General features: G+C 42.9%; 16 protein-coding genes. 1 reads left to right on the top strand and 15 read right to left on the bottom strand.

The genetic code is table 11. The annotated features are described in order from the left end of the window. Positions 1-26: 26 nt before the first annotated feature. A complete protein-coding gene (locus Q1X33_RS02790; protein WP_218212883.1) occupies positions 27-1,841 on the bottom strand; it encodes a beta-glucoside-specific PTS transporter subunit IIABC in 1,815 nt (604 codons plus the stop codon). Beyond that, the gene (locus Q1X33_RS02795; RefSeq protein ID WP_255321248.1) at positions 1,838-4,495 is read right to left on the bottom strand and encodes a cadherin-like beta sandwich domain-containing protein; all 2,658 of its coding nucleotides are present in this window, start codon (positions 4,493-4,495) and stop codon (positions 1,838-1,840) included. The genes Q1X33_RS02790 and Q1X33_RS02795 overlap by 4 nt, the downstream gene beginning before the upstream one ends. A 152-nt stretch (positions 4,496-4,647) precedes the next feature. On the opposite strand from Q1X33_RS02795, the gene Q1X33_RS02800 reads away from it, so the two are divergent. Then, a complete protein-coding gene (locus Q1X33_RS02800) occupies positions 4,648-5,616 on the top strand; it encodes an AraC family transcriptional regulator (protein WP_218212885.1) in 969 nt (322 codons plus the stop codon). 74 nt (positions 5,617-5,690) lie between these two features. On the opposite strand, the gene Q1X33_RS02805 is transcribed toward Q1X33_RS02800, so the two are convergent. The 13 genes from Q1X33_RS02805 to Q1X33_RS02865 form a co-directional block, all read right to left on the bottom strand. Next, complete coding sequence (locus tag Q1X33_RS02805; RefSeq protein ID WP_271811970.1) at positions 5,691-7,520, bottom strand: lantibiotic ABC transporter permease; 1,830 nt, start codon at positions 7,518-7,520, stop codon at positions 5,691-5,693. Further along, positions 7,495-9,759: a glycosyltransferase family 2 protein gene (locus Q1X33_RS02810; RefSeq protein WP_301969535.1), complete on the bottom strand. Its 2,265-nt coding sequence runs from the start codon at positions 9,757-9,759 to the stop codon at positions 7,495-7,497. The genes Q1X33_RS02805 and Q1X33_RS02810 overlap by 26 nt, the downstream gene beginning before the upstream one ends. Next, the gene (locus Q1X33_RS02815) at positions 9,756-10,796 is read right to left on the bottom strand and encodes a bifunctional glycosyltransferase family 2/GtrA family protein (protein ID WP_218212888.1); all 1,041 of its coding nucleotides are present in this window, start codon (positions 10,794-10,796) and stop codon (positions 9,756-9,758) included. The genes Q1X33_RS02810 and Q1X33_RS02815 overlap by 4 nt, the downstream gene beginning before the upstream one ends. A 59-nt stretch (positions 10,797-10,855) precedes the next feature. Further along, the gene (locus Q1X33_RS02820) at positions 10,856-11,908 is read right to left on the bottom strand and encodes a GGDEF domain-containing protein (RefSeq protein ID WP_005225346.1); all 1,053 of its coding nucleotides are present in this window, start codon (positions 11,906-11,908) and stop codon (positions 10,856-10,858) included. Positions 11,909-12,240: 332 nt separating this feature from the next. Next, on the bottom strand, positions 12,241-13,350 hold the full coding sequence (locus Q1X33_RS02825) for a GGDEF domain-containing protein (protein ID WP_218212889.1): 1,110 nt from the start codon (positions 13,348-13,350) through the stop codon (positions 12,241-12,243). A 4-nt stretch (positions 13,351-13,354) separates the two neighbouring features. Next, positions 13,355-14,062 carry an EAL domain-containing protein gene (locus Q1X33_RS02830; RefSeq protein WP_218212890.1) on the bottom strand — a complete coding sequence of 236 codons (708 nt, stop codon included), beginning with the start codon at positions 14,060-14,062 and terminating at the stop codon, positions 13,355-13,357. Between the two features lie 375 nt (positions 14,063-14,437). Continuing rightward, positions 14,438-14,845 (bottom strand): NusG domain II-containing protein, encoded by a 408-nt coding sequence (locus tag Q1X33_RS02835; protein ID WP_005237322.1) that lies wholly within the window; start codon positions 14,843-14,845, stop codon positions 14,438-14,440. Between the two features lie 25 nt (positions 14,846-14,870). Then, the gene (locus Q1X33_RS02840; RefSeq protein ID WP_271811734.1) at positions 14,871-15,266 is read right to left on the bottom strand and encodes a hypothetical protein; all 396 of its coding nucleotides are present in this window, start codon (positions 15,264-15,266) and stop codon (positions 14,871-14,873) included. Positions 15,267-15,303: 37 nt separating this feature from the next. Further along, the gene (rpmF, locus tag Q1X33_RS02845) at positions 15,304-15,474 is read right to left on the bottom strand and encodes a 50S ribosomal protein L32 (RefSeq protein WP_005225341.1); all 171 of its coding nucleotides are present in this window, start codon (positions 15,472-15,474) and stop codon (positions 15,304-15,306) included. 29 nt (positions 15,475-15,503) lie between these two features. Continuing rightward, positions 15,504-15,638 (bottom strand): putative metal homeostasis protein, encoded by a 135-nt coding sequence (locus Q1X33_RS02850; protein WP_218212891.1) that lies wholly within the window; start codon positions 15,636-15,638, stop codon positions 15,504-15,506. A gap of 15 nt (positions 15,639-15,653) precedes the next feature. Next, entirely contained in the window at positions 15,654-15,923 is a 270-nt protein-coding gene (rpsN, locus tag Q1X33_RS02855; protein ID WP_005225340.1) for a 30S ribosomal protein S14, read from the bottom strand. A gap of 16 nt (positions 15,924-15,939) precedes the next feature. Beyond that, the gene (rpmG, locus tag Q1X33_RS02860; RefSeq protein ID WP_005225339.1) at positions 15,940-16,092 is read right to left on the bottom strand and encodes a 50S ribosomal protein L33; all 153 of its coding nucleotides are present in this window, start codon (positions 16,090-16,092) and stop codon (positions 15,940-15,942) included. Positions 16,093-16,393: 301 nt separating this feature from the next. Beyond that, positions 16,394-18,373, bottom strand: a complete 1,980-nt coding sequence (locus Q1X33_RS02865) for a S9 family peptidase (protein ID WP_271811738.1) — start codon at positions 18,371-18,373, stop codon at positions 16,394-16,396. Positions 18,374-18,409: the final 36 nt, after the last annotated feature.

Below are 18,409 nucleotides of genomic sequence, written 5' to 3' on the forward strand. Positions count from 1 at the left end.
TGTTTCTTTTCATTGAATCTAACGTTTTAGTTGGCAACAATAATAGACTCTTTTTCATTCGTGATCTTCTCAAATGCTGACGCATTCGTTACCACAACTGGCGTAATGGTCGCATATCCCTCTGCTTGGATAGCTGCGAGATCAGCTTTTATCAGCGGCTGTCCCTTTTTGATTGTTTGATTTGCTTCAACAAGGGGCGTAAAGTGCCTTCCCTCTAGCTCTACGGTGTCAACACCGATATGGATCAAAAGTTCGACACCTTGATCACTGGTCAAGCCGATCGCATGCTTTGTCGGAAATAAAGCAGTGACCACGCCACCAAAAGGAGCATAAAAGGTATTTGATTCCGGTTTGACAGCTTTACCTTGCCCCATCAAGCCTTCTGAAAAAACTTTGTCAGGAACCTCAGTTAAGGGAACGACTTCTCCTTGAACGACTTCTTGAAAACTGATTTTTGTATTCACTGCTTCTTTTGATTTGACTGTTTTACTTTTTTCAGGTTCTACAATCCCCCAAAAATAAGTGATTAGAAATGCCGTAACAAGCCCTACTACTTGCGAAGCGATCCCACCATAAAACCCACCATCGATTCCTGCTGGATTGATGATCAAAGGAATACCCAATAATCCCGAACCACCAAAAGAATACTGCACTGTCTGCATAAATCCTGCAATAACACCACCTAAACTTCCACCGATAACAGCAGCGATCAGCGGACGCTTATAAGGAAGTAATACTCCGTACAATGCTGGTTCGCTGACACCGATCAAGGTTGTCAGACCTGTTGAGTATGCGAGTGCTTTCGTTTTATCATTTTTCGTTCGTAGACCAACCGCCACGACAGCTCCAGCCATTGCCATTTGGTTCGCTAGGAGCAGACCCATCACAGGATCGAATCCTTGCATCGCCATGTTGTTAAGAAAAATCGGAATGAATGCCCAATGCAATCCGAACATGACCATCAAGATCCATGGTCCCCCAATCACCAGCCCACCCAAAACCGGACTGAATTGATAAACATTATTTACAAGCGTTGCCAGTAGACTGGATAAGTTGGATATAATTGGACCAACGACCAGCAAGGCAAGGGGGACAGAAACTAGCAACACGATAAGAGGCTGTACCATGAATCGCAAATCCTTCAACGGCCATTTCTGAACGAAACCATTGATTTTGGCTGCCACCCAGACAGCAATGATTGCCGGAAAAACGGAAGAAGTATAGTCCATCATATTCACGGGAATCGACAAAAAAGTCAAACTACCTTCTGTCGCATACGGGAGCAAAGTAGGATAGATCAACGATGCCCCGATCAACATTCCGACATAGCTGTTTAATTTAAAATAATTTGCCGCCGAAGCACCTAATAAGATTGGCATGAAATAAAAGAAAGCATTCGACAATGCGTACAAAACGATATAGGTTCCAGATGTTTCTGACAAAATACCTGCTACTGATAAAATCGTCAAGATTCCTTTGATCGTTCCTGACGCAGCCATCGCGCCTAAAGCTGGCGTGAAAATCCCTGAAATTGTGGTGGTAAATTGATCAAAAAGAGACTTTTTTGTTTTTTCACGAGTATTGTCCTCTTTTAGTTCGCCAACTTGTTGCAAGACCGTATCATAGACATCGTTCACTCGATTTCCTAAGACGATCTGGTACTGTCCGCCCTGTTCAACGACTGAAATCACTCCGTCAAGACTAGCAATCGTCTCCTTATTTGGGATATCGGTATCATGCAATACAAAACGCAGACGTGTGACGCAATGGGTCACCGATTCGATATTGGCTTTTCCACCAATTTCCTTCAAAATATCTGCTGCCAACTGCTGGTTGTTCATTTTTGCTCCTCCTCAATAAAAAGTTTGATTTCGCCAGTGATTCCCAAAGGTTCGAACAGGACAAACTGCGAAAGATAATCCCTCATACTGCGACCTAAATTATTGATCACTTCAATCTGGATCGAATTGTTCGTTTCTTGAAGCAGGTCCGTCAACTCAAATGTATACGGTGTACTGATTCTTGTGCCTACACAATGACCGTTCACTGAAACAGTCACAACTTCTGAAGCATCTTCAATACTTAATAAAACCTCTCCTACTGCTTTAGGGAAGTCCACGGTATAAGTGATTTTCCCGCTAAACCGACTGAAATCATCACCGACACCCAGTAAAGGCAGTGACGAATATTGTTTTTGACAGGCAACTGCTGCTTGCACTTTCCCGATTCCTTCGAAAGTGACTTGCCATGGCTGATCGTTTAGATGAACTTCTTTCATTGGTTTGCTTCTTTCAATACGCAATGGTTGTTTCGAGGTAGCTTCAAAAAGAATCATACTCTCTGCTGGTGCTAAATGAATCTCATAGCTGCCATTTTTATATGACACAGGTTTCAGTTTATTTTCTACTGGATCGTATTGAGCTAATGGCTTCTCAGCAGGAAAAACAGCCTGAAACTGCAGCGATTCATTGTCATTTTCATTGAAAAGCATGAACACCTCATCTGTTTGCTGCTGATAATGATAGTACCGCAAATACGGCAGAGCTTTTGACGTGTCTAAACGATCCCGTACCTTCAAGCCAGCATTATCAGTAAGTGCTGTGAGCGGCGTTACTTCTGTCAGACGAGCGAGAAGCCGCAGCTCATGGGTAAGCAGAGTTGGTTCAAGGGATTCTTTCACCATCTCCTCAATAAAAATAATTTGAATACCAGATTCTGCGAGAGCTGTCAGCTTTTTGATCAATGAATCAGGCATTCGCTCAGCATATGGAATGACTAGTGTTTGAAAGACATGCTCATTGATGACAAACGTTTGATTCGTATATTGCGCATCAAGCATCATCTCAACCGAAACGATTTCAAATTCGTATTGATGTTCCATCAGTTCACGAGCAACTTTTTGAATCGGCATATAAGCGCCTGCCCACTCCGCTTCAGCATGGTACAGCACAGCAATGTCCGCTTGATGTTTCCCGTCACTAAATAGATAACTCAAACGATTCATATATGTCATCAGCTGTTTGAAGCCCTCAAATTGTGGATTATGGCCGTGCGCATAAAAATGCGGCGGACAATCGGCATCAGGAAAGTCATTCATTGAAAAGGCATGAGGGACAAAATGATTGACCCCTCGCACCAGCATGTGATCGGTTAGCCATTTCATCAGTTTGGTTCCTTCTGACCAACCATATGCGCCGAATACTTCGCACATCGTTCGACCTTGTTTCACAGGGTCTAAGTTTCCTAAAGACGCCCCCATTTTCCCTAATGCGTAATGGAAAAATTCGCCATCCCAGCCAGTAGATGTCATGGCTTCAAAGTATCCGTCATTTTGTTGCGGCATCAATTGATGCAAAACGACATCGATCCCTGCCATCGATTGACCTTTCATCGATTGAAAGAAGTGACCTGCCCCATAGCCTAAACGTGCATGGGCATTGTTATCCTCAATCACATGTCCGATATAGTCGACCTTATGTTCCCGACACCAGCGTCCGATCCGCTGAGAAAAGTGTTGACTATATAGCTCAGAAACCAACGACATATAATTGTAACGAATCTTCGCCGCCTGTTTTGATTCACCACGATAGAGAGCCGGCAACAGCCCTCGCAGCTCAGTTTCAGATATTGCTAGCTGGTTTGCTAACAACGTCAACAAATCATACCGCCACGGCAATGGCATATCTAATTTTCCAAGGACTGCATCAGGACCCTTGATATTCCCAAACCGCGGTTCATCTGAGAAAAATCCTTGGATCGTTGTGCCAAATTTCTCTCCAAAGTGTTGATAATGACTTTGATAAACCGTTTCCAGCAAAATATCTGTTGCTTCTGGTACCAAAGGATTCAAGTACCCTTGTGTCGAAGCTTCCCCTCCTTCTTGTGTCGTGTAAAAGACAAAGATACTCCACTCTCCTTCAGGAATAGACCAATACAATGTCTCATCAATAATTGAGTCTGTAAGGTCGATCCAGTTCTCCTCGCTTATCTGCTTAAATCCAGTTTTCTTGACCGCAACGGCGCTGATGATTTCAGCTGAAAAAAATGATTTGCCACTCTCCTTAACCGTTTCACCTTCTGAATTCAAAATATTCGGTCGTTCTGCATTGAAACACCAATCCAGCATAATTCCAGCATTCTTTTTGGGACCTACAAAATCAAATTGTCGGAAATTCAAAAATTCTTTCTGCAAATGTCGATGATTCTTCTCAATTTCCCCTGCGGCGTAGCCTGTTGGAAAGTGTTTGTCATCCAAAATCCAAAGTGTCATCTGTCTTTTTTCACACTCTTCAATGATGATCGCCAACTCATCCCACCATTGCGCTTTCAAAAATTCTTCATGGGGGCGTGATTCGATGCAGACAGATCGGATGCCTGCTTCATAAATTTTACTGATGTAAGTTTGAATCGTTTCCTTATCTTCTCCATGCATCCATAAAAACGGAAAAATATGATTATCATATTTTTCGTTCAATAAATTCGTTATCTTTTTCATACAAATTCCTCTTTCTTTCTCATTCAACTTCATTTAAAATCATAATAAATACGCTTTCAAATGTATCATAAGCAATTCTGCAGCTTGAAACAATGTCATACGCTTTGTAGATAATTATCATATTTTTAGATTTATGAAAGGAGGAGATCGTAATGACAACCGAAGAAATGGAAGCAAAACTTTTTCAGCTATCTGAACGAGAATGCTATCACAGAGACCACCCAAACCACCTTTCTGACTATTATCAACAGCTGGAAAAAGTGACGATCAATGGTCGACAAGTTTACTTATTCGATAATCTGATGGAAGAACAAGAAAACTTTACTCTGGTAAAGCAAAGCCGTTTCAGCCCAGTTCCTTTTCATAACCACAGTTTTATCGAATTAAATTATATTTACTCAGGAACATGCACCCAATTGATCGATGATCAGAAAGTTACGCTGACAAAAGGACAAATCTGTCTGATTGATACTGGAATTCCTCATTCGATTGAAATGACCGGTGAAAAAGATGTCTTGATCAATCTTTTGATCAAGCGGGATTATTTCGCTCAATTGATCAGTCGAGAACAGTTTAATGAAGGGGTCGTGCTTGATTTCGTTCTGACTGCATTGTCAGACAAACACGCGCATGACCAATATATTGTCTTTAAGAACAATAAAGATGATCGGATCCATGCTGTGATTCAAGAAATACTGAAAGAAACTTATGAAAAAGCCATTGGCAGTAAACGAATCATCAGCAATCTTATCGCCATTCTTTTCACTTTTCTCGTGCGCGAGTTCGACTATCAGACCAACAAGCAAGAAGCGGCAAAAAACCAGCATATTCTAGCAATCTTGACCTATATCGAAGAGAATTTTCAAACCGTTACCTTACCAAAACTCGCCACCCTTTTTAACTATTCTCCTTCCTATCTAAGTGCATTGATCAAACGAGAAACTAGTAAAAACTTGACCGAATTGATTATCGAAAAGAAATTGAATCTCGCCCACAACTTAATTGCTTCCTCCACCAAACCAATCACCCAATGCGCGGCTGAAGCAGGATTCACCAATATCACTTTTTTCTATAAAAAATACAAAATTTATTATGGGCATACACCGAAAAAGAAGAAATGATCCTATTTCGCCACTTGCGTAGAAAAAAGAAGCCGAGAAATGTTCCTTCTCGGCTTCTTTTTATTCGTCATTTTCTAACGCCCCAACACCTCCGCCACCGAATATACGCCTGGGGCAAAGGTCTTGCCTGTTAGCTTCTTCGTCATGGCATTAAAGGTATAGTGCTCTTCTAAGACGACGACTTCATCGTATTGCTTTAAAAGCGTGCGAAAATCTGCATCGGATAAGAGGAAATTCTCTCGGCCATCGACATTAGGTGAAAACAAGTAATATTTTCCGACATAGCCAACTAAGTAGCTATCTACTGCTTCTTTGTTAGTACTGACCACCAAATATTTTTTCTCGTTAAGGTCAAAGTGATCGCCAGTAACGGCTGAAACTTGTGCTGGAATCGAAGCAGCATATTCACGATTGGTATAACGCATGCCATTATTTTCTGAAAGGATCAGCAATGTCGCAAAAAATAACAGAATCAAGGTACTGTATTGATAGATTTTTTTCGTGGTCAAGCTGGCAAAACTACGGTAGTTTCGCCGATCGATCGCTTGTTCATGATACAAATGATCAATGCCTCTGACCATGAAAAAGGTCATTAAGCCAAGTGCTAAAATCACGATACTTGAGGCATAGCGATCGAACCCTGCCAAAGACAATGCTTCATCAGTGGGCATCGAGAACAAGAACATGGCATAGATTCCTAAATAATACCCCCCAATGATACCATCGATCAACAGCAGTTCTTTTAAAAATGGATTGCGTTTTTTCATGATAAATCGGACAAATAGCCAACTGCCCAACAGGATGACCTGGATCAAGAGAATCCCTTGCGTGGAGATCGTCGCAACATCCGTGATCGTTTTGACAAACACATCCGTAATCTGCTGCAGTATCTGAGAATCCTTTTCGCCAAAAATCTGTTTATAAGCGGTCACGCTGACTTCATGCTTCGATTTAGGAAAATTCGCTTTGACATGCAGGTTCCAAAGAATCGCTGGCAGGACAGATAGCCCAATGGCAGCTAATCCTACAATCATCATGCCCAGCCGTTGCCGCCAACGAACTGATGCCTGCCACAAGCAGACTAGTAAATAGCCGCCTAAAATCAGCAGAAAAAAGACCGCACTATTTTTGACCAAATCAAGAGAGGCGCCAATCAAAAGAAAGAAACCGATCGACGGTAGTACGTTGCCTTTTAAAGCGAATAAGCCAGCGATGCCAGCTAAAGTCAACACTGGCAGGATAAAGTCTACTAACAAATTATTCATTCGAATCGCAATATTAAAATAATTGAAAACCGCCATACTGGTGAAGATCAGGGCAAAAGCCAGCTTTCTTTTCGGATCACGAATAATCGCAAAGAAACTATACAGACTACAGAAAATCAAAATCAATTGACCAATCAGCAAGACATTCTCATGATAGCCAACGATGATCGCTGTATAAGTAACAAATAGCGAGCTGCCTAAAGGATAGGAAGTAAAACTGATGATGGCATCGGCTGCCGTTGGCAATTGTCCCTGCGTATAAAGGAATTTAACGATCGTCGCCCAATGGGAGAAGTTGTCATAGTGGGTCAAATGACTGTGAAGCAATGTTAAAACGAACAAAGCAAAATAGCCGTAAAACCACAGCATGATGGGCTCTTGTAAGCCCCACCGTACCTGATAGCGCTCCTGCCAAAAACGCCAAACGCATAATAGTAAGCCAAGACCAAATAAAACCCATGCCCCCCAGATCAACCATCCTTTGGGACCATATGCGACAAAGGAAAGAACGAGGATCGGCAAACAGCAAGCAGCGATCCAGCTGATGTGTTTGGGAAAATGGCAAACTCGTACAAAAAGATAGGCATAGCCAGCTAATGATAAACCAAAGAGACTAAATCGCAGCAGGATCTCGATCATCATCTTCCTCCTTTCTCAGCAAGCTGTCTACCCATTCTTGAAAGGCTGCTGTAAAACGCAGCTCGGAAAGATTGCTTACTTGATAAATCACTTGATTTTCTTTTGGTTGAAGCGTTGCTTTTTCAGCGTGAAGCACAAGATTACTGATCGGTAAGGTTAGATGGGCAGGCATCTCGACTTCTTCTGTTTTTACCAACGTGAGCTGGTCAAAACCAAACGTTGTGACCGCAAAGGTTCCTTCATCAAAGTTCCATTTTTGATCAATGGTCAGTATGGGCACTCGTTGAGGCGGCAATGGCTTTTGTTTGGCTTGCAGCAGATGCTTACCGAGATTTTCAAAAAGACTGTCAAAGAAGGTCATCCACGGGTCACGCAGAACTGGCAGGCTTTGATTGAAGCCATCATAAATGATCTGCAAATAAGCTAAGTAGTCTTTTTCTGATAATTGGTGTAAAGCAACCCCATAGACCCAGCGATCCTTGCCTGAAAAGACGCGGACGACGTTTCCCGTCATCTCTGCTTGGTAGCCATTACGGGTGATTTTAAACGTCAGCTGCGCATCTGGCGGAAAATAAAGAGGAACGTCAGAAACGAAGGACAAGCCGTTTTCTGAGATATTTTCTGTCATCAAAGAATAGCTGGCGTCTTGGTCGGAAACTTCAACAGGATAATGGGCTCTGAACCGTTCCGTCGTTCGGTAAATCGGGCGACCGAGATAAAATAAGACCGCAAAGGTTAAGTTAAAGAAATGGGTCAGCAGCCAGAAGGTCAACACGCTGCCATAGAAAATCTCTGAACCGAATTTGCCGTAATTAAACTTCACTAAGCCGATAATCGTCAAAATCAACAGCAAAAAATGCGGCACCACAAACAACAAGTCTTTTTTAGACTGAGTTGCTGCTTTATTGGTCACTTTGAAACGGGTCTCTTTGATGCCAATGGCTTGTAAAAAGACAGGAATCACTAGGTAAGGTGCAAAAATCGTTTCCTGGATCTCGCCCCAGCGCTGCGTTCGAATATCACTGCTCAAATCCTGCATCGCCAAATGCAAGAACGTATAGCTTGGCAGCCAAAACAGCAGCAAGACCCAAAAGTTGGTCTCTACGACCCTTACATTAAAGACGGTGTACAAAATCGGCGCGAAAATAAACAGCAACCGACGCAAAAACGACCACCAATACAAATAACTGTTTAAGAAAACCATTTTTTGCGCCAAAGACAACGTCTTGTTCTTAAAAAGATGGAGATTGTGGACACTTTGGACCACTCCTCTTCCCCAGCGAATCCGCTGCTTTAAGGCACTTGGGATATCAATGGGAGACAGACCGCTGGCCATGGGCTGCAGTGTTGATAAACTGCGATAACCTTGGCAATTGATCAAGGCACCTAATTCAAAATCTTCTGTGATCGTGTCCGTCGGAAATCCGCCAGCGGCTTCGATCGCTTCTCGTGCGATCACCGTATTGGAACCTGTATAAATAGCTGTATCATGGGCGTTGTTCAAAACATTGACTTCTTTGGAAAAGAAGTCCTGCTCGTTAGGGATCGCCGCTTCTGAAAAAAGATTGTACTGAAAAAGATCCGCATTGTAAAAACTTTGCGGTGTTTGGACAAAGCCCAACGGTTTGATGGTCTGATCTTTGCGGCGTTCCTGCTGATTTGCCACAAAATATGGCACTGTTTCCAGCAAAAAATCTGAGTAAGGGATCATATCTGCATCAAAGGTTGCCACTAGCGGCGAATTGGTTTTTGACAATGCATGATTGAGATTGCCTGACTTGGCATGCTGATTGCCTGTCAATCCGATATAGCCGATACCAAATTTATCTGCCAGTGCTTTGACCTCTGGACGGTTGGTGTCATCTGACAAGTAGATGTGAACTTTTTTGGGATCGGGGTATTTCATATGAACTGCCGCATTGACCGTTTTTAATAAAAGCGGCACTTCTTCATTATGGGTAGCAATCAACACATCGATCGCTGGATAGTCGGCTTCTGGCACGATCGGTTTTTCAAAAGGCTTTGCTTTGTTTTTGTTCCAAATCAACAGCAAGCCCGTAAAGTTCGATACGATCTCACTGCCCCAAAGCAGCAAACCAAACAGTAAGGCAAACCAAGACTCGTGCCATGGCAATGTATACAGCCCCCGCCATGATAAATAGATCAGCGAAAAGACAAACGCCAGAAAGTAAACGACTTTTTTCGCCCAAGGCAAACGTTTTTGTTCCACCTCAATCACTCCTTAAAGATGACATTTTTTTGCACATGGTAACTAAAGAAAAAGAGCAGGCAATCAACGCCTATTTTTAACAACACAGAATCCCCGATTGGCAGGATCAAATAGATCAGGTAGACGAGGAAAGAGGACAGCAAAATCTGTACGATGACTAATAAAAAATACTGCAGCATACTGTTCTTTGTCCGTTGACCAAAAACAAGCTCGCGATTGATGTAGTAATTGACGATCGCCGAAATCAAGCGGGCACCCAACGAAGCGATCACGATGGAGGACAGATCGATGACAGACAAGAAATGGATCAATAACGCATAGGCGATCACATCGACAAAAAAGGAGACCACAGATGAAAACAAATACTTCAAAAAGACGCTATAGATAGCGACGGAATCTGCCAAGACCCGAAAATGGGAAGAGGCATTTTCTTCAATATAGATGGTGGCGATCGGTTGCGAGAGAATCGGCCACCCCCGTTTCTGGGCTTCGATCAGCATCCGCGTTTCATATTCAAAGCGCTCACCTGAGATCGCCAACAAATCTGTCATGAATTTCCGAGGGAAAACCCTTAAGCCCGTCTGCGAATCCTCGATGGCAAGACCAGTCGCTAAACGTAGGATATTTCGGGTCAATATGTTGCCGAACTTACTCCGCAAGGGCATTTCTTTGCCAAAGGATCGGGTCCCTAAAATAATACTGTCGGGATGGGCTTGGGCCTTTGCTAAGCAAGCCATCATATCGGTATACTCATGCTGCCCATCCGAATCAATGGTCACCATAAATTCAACAGCTGGCTGGTTTGTCAGCACTTCGGTGAGGGCGGTTTTGATGGCTGCGCCTTTTCCAAGATTCTTTGGATGGGTCAAAACCTGACAACCAAACTGCTGTGCCAATGCCGAAAAGACAGGCTGATAAGCTGCCCCACTGCCATCATCCACGACCAAAATCGGCAGGTGCTGGTTATGCAAACGAATTTTCTCCACCAGAGCCAGCAGTTTGTGGTCAGGTTCTAGCGAAGGAATCATGATTAAACTATTTTCCATATGCGCTCCTCATTTAAGGTAGTATTTTTGAAAATAAAAAAGAAAAGAAGCCAACTCCATCAGTAAAGACAGAGTTGGTCGCGACCGCTGCGCTTGGCTCGATACAATGCTTGATCGGCTCGTTCTTGTGTTTGCTGTAGCAACTCGCCCTTTTGCCGTTGTGCGATCCCAATCGACAACGTGATGCTGACCGAATCGCCTGCATCCAAGATGATCTCTTGATAACGGATGCGCTTTTGGATTTTTTCGAGGAGATAAGCAGCAGCCTGTGCGTCTCCTTGGATCAAGATCGCAAACTCTTCCCCACCGATGCGATAGACAGGATTGCTCGCCGTACAGTAGGTCGAAAAAATACGAGCGATTTCTTGCAAAATCACATCCCCAGCACGGTGTCCGTAACGGTCATTGTAATTTTTGAAATGATCGATATCGATCAAAGCGATCGATAAGTCCACCTCGGTCGTGTCTAGGCGTTGGCGGTCATCTTGAAATTTACGGAAGTTGTTCAACTGCGTAAGATCATCGATTTTGACCAATGCCAAAATGCGCTGCATATCATTTACTATCGAGTAAAGGAAAAACGCCAATGTATAGGCGAGAATGCCATAAACTATATAAATTAGGGTCGTTTTTTGAATATCACCCGTCAGATAAAAACCAAAAAGAAAGGAGATAGCGATCAAGTAGGTAATTGATAGGAATAACTCTTGTTTGTCAGTAAATCGCCGTTTGGCCCAGGCATGCAGAAATGTCAGTGTCACTATCAAAAAAAACGTAAGATATAAGTTCAACCAAGACGATTTTGATACTTCAAACAAGAAACGCCCTAACGCTAGATTGACCATCGTCGGTACGGTCACCTTCCACCCCAGATATTTCATGGAAAAAGCGTAAAGCAAAAAGCGCAGGTCAAATCGCGTTTCATATACGACGTAAGAGAAATTCATCATCAGCATCCCCACCACGGTTTCACAAGCAATCGCAGCTGCGATCTGTTTCGCTTTGAACGTCCCTTGGCCAACGAATCCGTCACTGATTTTGAATAACAAATAAATATTGATGATAATTGCGCCTAAATTTGCGAGTGTATTGACAACCAGCGTATTTGCCATTTCCTGTGCTTCCTTTCTAAAAAAAAGAACCCTTACTTGCTGATTCGACGGGACAATTCCAGAAACATTTCATTGGAAAAGCGGACAAAGCATCAAGTAAGAATCACTATTTATTATTGACAGTTTTTATCACTCTTGATTTAGAATAATTTACCAGAAATTATACATAGTTTCAATCTTTTTGTTGATATGCGAAGATTCTCAAGATAAACAAAAAAAGCAAAATGTATATTTTTTAAATAAATAACATTATTTCTTTATTATTACTAACTTTTTGTGCATAAAGATTTAATTCTTTGTGAATTTGTGCAAATCATTTTTTCATTATTTTTTTACGTCTCAGGTAAGGTGCACACCCGATTTCGACCACTTTGTTTTGCGAGATAGAGTGCTTGATCGGCTCTTTCGACAGCTGCCAAGATATCGCCATGACAAACGGTGCTCGCTTCAACGCCGCAAGACAAAGACATAGTCCCTTTTTCAAAATTGGCGACAGGAAACATACTGCTGGAAATGGTTTGACACAGCGTCGTCATCGCAGCTACGGTCTTTTCTTTGACATCCCCTTCGATCACGACACAGAACTCTTCGCCGCCATAACGATAAAAGGAAAAGGTCTCGGCAAAATGCGCCTCTAAAAAAGTAGTCGTCCGTGTGGCAAAGGTTCTCAACAGCTCATTTCCAGCGATATGACCATAACGGTCGTTGACCTTTTTGAAGTGGTCGAGATCGATCATGGCGATCGTCACAGTCTTTTTCTGTGAAACGGCTTGAAGCAGATCGTGGTTATAGGTCCCATAGTTGAAGCAGCCGGTCAATGCATCGATCTTACTATTCGCCAACTCTGCCAGTACTTGGTACTCTTCGCCTTCAATCAACCGATGCAGCCACATAAAGCCGCCCAACAGCACAAAAGAACCAACAAGTACTGCCAACATCGCTTCCCAGTCATAGGTCGTCGTATGATGGACCAACATCGAAAAACGCGGTGAGATCAGACAGGTCAAAAAATACATCAAATAAAATTGCTGTTGCGGACGCAGCGGCTTGATTTTTGATAAGAGAAAATCAAGGACAAAGACGCCGACACCTAATAGCGGTAAATAAAAGGCTTTGCCAATGTCAGAAAAACCGACAAACAGTAAATAGAAAACGACCATACACGGCGTTATCAAAATCAAGATCTTGCCACGATCACCATAGAAAAAATGACTCGCAATAAAAGCAGTTGTGTATTGATAACAGATAAACCCAACTGAATTCATTGAAAAAGAAAGAATAAAATACAAATGCGTAAACGTCAGAATACCAATAATAAAATACTTAAATGGACGAGAAACCGATATTTTTTGCACACTTCGTACAAAAACATCTGCGGTCACCAGTAAACTGGCAATCATCAGCGGCAAACCAAACGCCAAGAGCACGCCTCGTTCTAACATTCCATCACAATCGCTCTCCTTTAGACCATAAATATCCTTGTTGTAAATGAACCCCCATCTCAAGCAGCTGCGCCATCTTATCGCGGGTCTCGATGCCTTCAACGATCAACTCAAGCTGATACTTTTTGGCGACCTTCAACCAACAGGTCAAGAAACTAAACCCGGTCTCCTCATCGAGCTGAATAAACGGCAGTAGTGAAAATTTCAAACAATCCACATTTTCAAGATTGGCAAAGACCAATGACAGGGTATTTTGGCCACAGCCGATGTCATCGACAGCGATCACATAGCCATAGGCTTTGATTTTTGCAAGGGCAGTAGACAAATCAAAAGAATCATGCTGACCTTTTACAGGATGCTCTGTTAATTCGATCTGCAACTGCTCTTTGTGGGCAGTCATCCCCTCAAAAAAGGTCCACGTTGACTGCCACAGCAGCTGTTGTGGATGAATATTGACACTAAAGCGGGTTTTCGGCTTTTTTTGGCACAACCGTTGCAGCTCCTGGGCATACCACCCCATCAACTGCTGATTGCCACTTTCAGATTGAATCATTGCGCTGAATTCTTGTTGCGGAAAGCGGTTGTTTTTCTCGCTGCGCAGCAAGACCTCATAGCCGTTCACCTCTTGCTGACTTAGCGATTCTACCTGCATGATTGGTTGACATAACAGATAAAAATTGTCTGTGTTTTCCCAAATTGTTTCATTTCCCATCTTCGTTAAGCCCCCATCTAGTAAAGTTATCACTTCCGAAAATTGGTCATATTCGTATCATCGCTCGTTCATAGTCCTTAGAAAAAGAAGCTTCAAAGGAACTGACTTGCCTAAGTATACCAAATAGAGCCGCAGTTCCCCAACTATTTTAGATGATTGGGCAGAATTTTTTGTGAACGATTGGACAGAGATTGCTATTTCCACCCATAGTTCCTCTTTCTTCTGACGGTTGGAATTCTGCGCTTTTCTTGTATCAAAAACGCTGTTTCTGGCTGACTTACACGTTGGTCGATTGGCGTTTTTGACAGCTTCTTCTGCTCATCCTCATAAAAAAGCCAGCTGAACAGGAATTGTTCAGCTGGCTTCCTTTTTCTGTTAATAAATTAAATAGTCAGAGGCACCGGCTTGCTTGATCTCGATCACCAGCTTATGAGGCAGGCAAATGCTCGTCTGCCCATTGCGATAGATCCAGCTGGTTTTGACAGCAATCTGGTCGGGACTATTGTCTTCACGAACTCGGATCGCGCCATCTTTGATCTCGACGATATTGTACTGACCTTCTGCTGGATAGTAGGTTTTTTCCATCGCATCGATTTCTTCTAAGTTAAAACGGTCAACCTCTTCTCCATTGATCCGCACGATTGCATACCGATCGCCGGTATCACTTTGAGCTTGTGCTTCAAATAGAAAAAGCGGTAAAAAAGAGCCGACAACTAACAGAACAAACAGCAGATAATCATAGGGCTTTAAAAGTTTTAAAAATGGCTGGATCGTCTTTTTCATCACATGTACGCCTTTCACGGTTCATTCACTGTTGCTTTTTAGAAGGTAATCGCTCTTCAAAAAAAGCAGTTAGGTCGATGATCTCTTCCTCTGTGAAGGTTCCTTGCTCCCATTGGGCAAGAATTTGTTCTTGCAAAGCCAAATCCATTTCCCAAAAATGCTCGATCTTCTTGAAATGCTTTGAGTCAAAGGAACGAAACACGGGGTAGATCATCAAAAATTCTTCAAAGGTAAGATCCCAGTCCTCAGTATAATCTTTAACGACCCCTTCTGACAAGGCTTTTTCCGTCGGATCGCCGTTTTCTTTGATCAAGCCCGCTTCGTAAAAATGGCGATAGATTGCCTCTTTGGTGATCTCTGGATGAAATTTTTTACTGTGACGATAGGCTTCTTCAATCAATGACGGATAGATGATCTCCATTTTCCCCCTGCTTTCTGGACGGCGTCATAAGACGCCGTTAATTCTTTTCGATCGGGTGCTGCGCTTTATATTCTGCTAATGATACATGGTGGCTGCGCTTGAAGGTTCCTGTTGTCCCATCAAACGAAATCGCTGGTGCTTTGACGCCATAGTGGGTCCGGCGCTTATTCTTTTTTGCTTTTGATGTTTTTCTTGCAGGTACTGCCATGTCATTTCCAACTTTCTTTCACTTTCTCATTATGCATGCAGCTGCAATGCATTTTTTCGTTTATTTCGCTTAAATTCATGAATGATCTTTAATGCGCGTTTCCTTGTTTTGATGTTCGGGCTCTTTAAACGTCGATACGCACTAGACAAGTCCGTTTTTTCCATATTGACTCCTTTCTGTTACCAGCTTGCTTTTGTAACGCCGGGAATTTCTCCGAGATGTGCATGCTTACGGAAATTGATCCGTGACATGCCGAATTTATTCATGTAGCCGCGCGGACGACCATCGATCATATCCCGTTTCTTCAAACGAGTCGGATTCGAATCCTTCGGTAGTTTGGCCAATGCTTGGGTATCTCCTTGTGCTTTTAGTTCTTGACGTACTGCTCGGTATTGTTCGATGAGTTGTACTTGTTTGTTGTATTTTGCAATTTTTGATTTTTTTGCCATTCAGTTATTTTCCTTCCTATTTCTTGATTTCACGAAAAATCGCTCTGCGCCGCAACTTTGGTGAATATTTTTTTAATTCTAAACGTTCCGGCGTATTGCGCTGGTTCTTATTGGTCAAATAAAGTCTTTCCCCTGTCTCCACACATGCCAAAATAATATTGTTTCTCATAATAACCAGCTCCTTTCTCTTGCGTCACACCAAAAGAACACTTAAAGTGTAACGATTACGTTTTGTATCATATCACACTAAAACACAGGAAGCAAGCAAAACTATTTCTTCTTTTTTGTTATTTAACACGTGAAGAAAACGTCATATGAATTTGTTTTCAACCGTCACTGTCATTGACGGCAAGATATCAGGACCCTATAGCTTTTGATCGCGCAAAAAAATCACCTGATCTTTAAGGAATCACTGGTCGGTCTTTTCAAGCAGCCCAAGTCGTGATTCTTTGTCAGGTGATTTCATTCGGTTAATTTACTGATTGGTTCTCATGTGATGCAAGCCATTCACTGATCGCCTGCAAGCGTTCTATCCGCAGGTTCGGCAAGCCATTGCGTGATAAACCATGAGAGGATTGAGGAAACAGCATCAGCTTCGTATCGACGCCTTGACGTTGCAATGCCATGTAAAACTGCTGACCTTGTTCTTGCGGACATCGCAAATCATTTTCCCCATGGAGGACTAGCGTGGGTGTCTTGACTTGGCTGGCATAGGCCAAAGGCGACATCTTCCAAAGTCCTTCGGTCTGATCAAGTTCCCGCAACAATTGAAATTTGACAAAGGCAGGTCCAATGTCACTCGTCCCATAAAAGCTGATCCAATTTGAGATCGAGCGTTGCGTAACGGCCGCACAAAAACGATCGGTATGGCCAACGATCCAGTTGGTCATAAAGCCACCATAACTGCCGCCAGCCACATGGATGGTGTTCGTATCGATTTCTGGATGGTTTGCCACCACGGCATCCATCCCCAACAGCAAGTCTTGATAATCTTTATTGCCATAATCACCTAAAATCGATTTGACAAATGTTTGACCGTATCCTTGCCCGCCACGAGGGTTCAACAAGATGACCCCATAGCCATTAGCGGCATGGACTTGCATCTCATGGAAAAATGTTTCCCCATAACAGACCTGCGGACCGCCATGAATGTACAAAATCGCTGGATGATTCTCTTTTGTTTCGGTCGGAGGCAAATACCAGCCTTGAATTTGCCAGCCATCTGCTCCTTCGTACCAAAACGCTTCAGGTTTACTGATCGTTAATCGTGACATAACTGCTTGGTTGGGATCATAGAGATCGGTTACTTCGCCACTTGTTAAGTCAATCAACGCTAAGCGACTAGGGATCGTTGGCGTCGCATAAGCAACAGCAAGTTTGGCTTCTGAATAGATCGCCGCATCGAGGATATCCATTTTTTCATCAAGTAGTTTGGTCCATTCTCCTTGGGTCGTGGCACGGTACAATTGTAGCTTGCCATGTTCTGTTACGGGTACAAGGAATGTGTCATCCGTCAACCAGGTGATCGCTACGCCACGATTTTTTTGTTGAAAATCACTGATGATCGCATTGCCAAAGGCAACATCTAACTCCTTGGAAAGATTTTTGACTGCTTTCGTTTTTAAGTCGATCAAAAACAAATCATCCAAGGTCACAAATCCGTAAGAGAGATCATTGCCTAATAGTAACAGCTGATCATTGCGCGCAGCAGCAAAAGTGTAGGTTCCTTCTGGCAGGATGTTTTCTAAACTTTCTGTCTTTTTCGTCTGGCTATCAAGGAGACAAACCTTCGAGCCATAGTCCCATTCATCTTCTTCCTCTTTGTCAAAGGTGAGGAACAACGTCTTCTGATCATCCGCGATGCCAGAAAAAACAAAGGGAGAATCATGCTCAAAAATCCGTTCCGTTTCTTGTGTCGCGATCGTTTTTTTGATGATCGAATGTTTTTTTTCTTTTAAAAATCCGACGCCATCCGCCAAATAATTGACTTTCGTAGTAGCTTTTACTTCTGGAAATTCCTTTTGCTTGTCCGTCTTTTCTGTGTCGTCTTGATTCTCTGAGACCGGCTCTTCTTGTGCCAGCTTATAATAGACCGCAGTTGCGTCTTGCTTCCAAAAATAGTCCCCCAGACCCTTCTCAGTGACAAGTGCTTGGGGCTTGCCTCCGGACACTGGCATCGTCCATAACGTACTTTCACCTTTCTTTGGATCGGTCGTCACAAAACTGAGCCTTTGCTCATCTGGCGAGACCTTTAGGTTGTTGTGGGTCGACGCTTCGGTGCCCCACTCACGCCGTTCGTTGGTCTTTGGGTCAATACTATAAATCGCTGAATCATACGTATTGGTCTCTTGGTTGACTGCCGTTTCCAAGTAAAAAACTTGATTTTGCCCCACTGCAGGCTGCGCAATCGTTTTCAGTTCAAACAGTGTCTCATTCGTTATTTTTTCCATCCGTTTCCCTCCAAAGATACGTGTTTTCGCAGTAAC

This window comes from Enterococcus sp. B2E4, from assembly GCF_030499455.1.
Taxonomy (GTDB): Bacteria; Bacillota; Bacilli; order Lactobacillales; family Enterococcaceae; genus Enterococcus_D; species Enterococcus_D casseliflavus.

Excerpts from the sequence above, each read along its gene's own strand:
- Q1X33_RS02790 (WP_218212883.1), bottom strand. The coding sequence starts at position 1,841 with ATGAACAACCAGCAGTTGGCAGCAGATATTTTGAAGGAAATTGGTGGA.
- Q1X33_RS02795 (WP_255321248.1), bottom strand. The coding sequence starts at position 4,495 with ATGAAAAAGATAACGAATTTATTGAACGAAAAATATGATAATCATATT.
- Q1X33_RS02800 (WP_218212885.1), top strand. The coding sequence starts at position 4,648 with ATGACAACCGAAGAAATGGAAGCAAAACTTTTTCAGCTATCTGAACGA.
- Q1X33_RS02805 (WP_271811970.1), bottom strand. The coding sequence starts at position 7,520 with ATGATCGAGATCCTGCTGCGATTTAGTCTCTTTGGTTTATCATTAGCT.
- Q1X33_RS02815 (WP_218212888.1), bottom strand. The coding sequence starts at position 10,796 with ATGGAAAATAGTTTAATCATGATTCCTTCGCTAGAACCTGACCACAAA.
- Q1X33_RS02820 (WP_005225346.1), bottom strand. The coding sequence starts at position 11,908 with ATGGCAAATACGCTGGTTGTCAATACACTCGCAAATTTAGGCGCAATT.
- Q1X33_RS02825 (WP_218212889.1), bottom strand. The coding sequence starts at position 13,350 with ATGTTAGAACGAGGCGTGCTCTTGGCGTTTGGTTTGCCGCTGATGATT.
- Q1X33_RS02830 (WP_218212890.1), bottom strand. The coding sequence starts at position 14,062 with ATGGGAAATGAAACAATTTGGGAAAACACAGACAATTTTTATCTGTTA.
- Q1X33_RS02835 (WP_005237322.1), bottom strand. The coding sequence starts at position 14,845 with ATGAAAAAGACGATCCAGCCATTTTTAAAACTTTTAAAGCCCTATGAT.
- Q1X33_RS02840 (WP_271811734.1), bottom strand. The coding sequence starts at position 15,266 with ATGGAGATCATCTATCCGTCATTGATTGAAGAAGCCTATCGTCACAGT.
- rpmF (WP_005225341.1), bottom strand. The coding sequence starts at position 15,474 with ATGGCAGTACCTGCAAGAAAAACATCAAAAGCAAAAAAGAATAAGCGC.
- Q1X33_RS02850 (WP_218212891.1), bottom strand. The coding sequence starts at position 15,638 with ATGGAAAAAACGGACTTGTCTAGTGCGTATCGACGTTTAAAGAGCCCG.
- rpsN (WP_005225340.1), bottom strand. The coding sequence starts at position 15,923 with ATGGCAAAAAAATCAAAAATTGCAAAATACAACAAACAAGTACAACTC.
- rpmG (WP_005225339.1), bottom strand. The coding sequence starts at position 16,092 with ATGAGAAACAATATTATTTTGGCATGTGTGGAGACAGGGGAAAGACTT.
- Q1X33_RS02865 (WP_271811738.1), bottom strand. The coding sequence starts at position 18,373 with ATGGAAAAAATAACGAATGAGACACTGTTTGAACTGAAAACGATTGCG.